At 68.6% G+C, this 656-nt stretch carries 1 protein-coding gene; it reads left to right on the top strand.

Annotated elements, in window-relative coordinates; translation table 11 throughout:
• The coding region (locus tag Q7C21_RS22370) for an AMP-binding protein (protein WP_375151139.1) at nucleotides 1-656 on the top strand (656 nt) is incomplete at both ends.

Here is a 656-nt window from a genome sequence, read left to right as displayed (position 1 = left end):
GCGCAGCATTCCTTACGGCGCGCCCCTGGCCAACCAGCGCTTCATGGTCCTCGACGAGCAGGGCCGCGACCGTCCTCAAGGGGTGGCCGGTGAGCTGTACATCGCCGGTAGCGGCCTGGCCCTGGGTTACCTGGGGGACGCCGAGAAAACCGCCGAGCGTTTCGTCGATCACCCCCGCAGCGGCGAGCGCCTGTACCGCACCGGCGACCTGGGCCGCTACCTGGAAGATGGCCTGATCGAATTCCTTGGTCGCGAGGATTTCCAGGTCAAGGTGCGCGGTCATCGCATCGAGCTGGCGGAAGTGGAAAGTGCACTGCTCAGCCATCCCCATGTGGAGTCCGCGGTGGTGGTGGCCGCTGGCGAAGGGGCTTTCGAACGGCGACTGCAGGCCTGCTTGCGGGCCAGTCTGCGGGACATGCCGCTGGCCTGGCCGGAGCAGCTGGAGGCGCGTACCCAGGCCGCGGCCCAGGCCGTGCGCGGTGATCTGAGCGATGCCCTGGTCAGCGAGATGTCGGCCTGTGTCGAGCGTGCCGCGCTGCTGTCCATGGGCCTGGCCCTGCAGCGTCCCGGGCTGTTCCAGCAGGCGGGGCAGTGTCACTCCCTGGAAGAGGTATGGGCCTTGAGCGAGGTCGCGCCGCGCAACCAGCGCTTGATCC

The sequence above is a fragment of the Pantoea sp. ANP04 genome, assembly GCF_041982285.1.
Taxonomy (GTDB): Bacteria; Pseudomonadota; Gammaproteobacteria; order Enterobacterales; family Enterobacteriaceae; genus Pantoea; species Pantoea eucalypti.
Note: the sequence above shows the minus strand (reverse complement) of the source record. Positions and strands in the feature narration are given on the sequence as shown.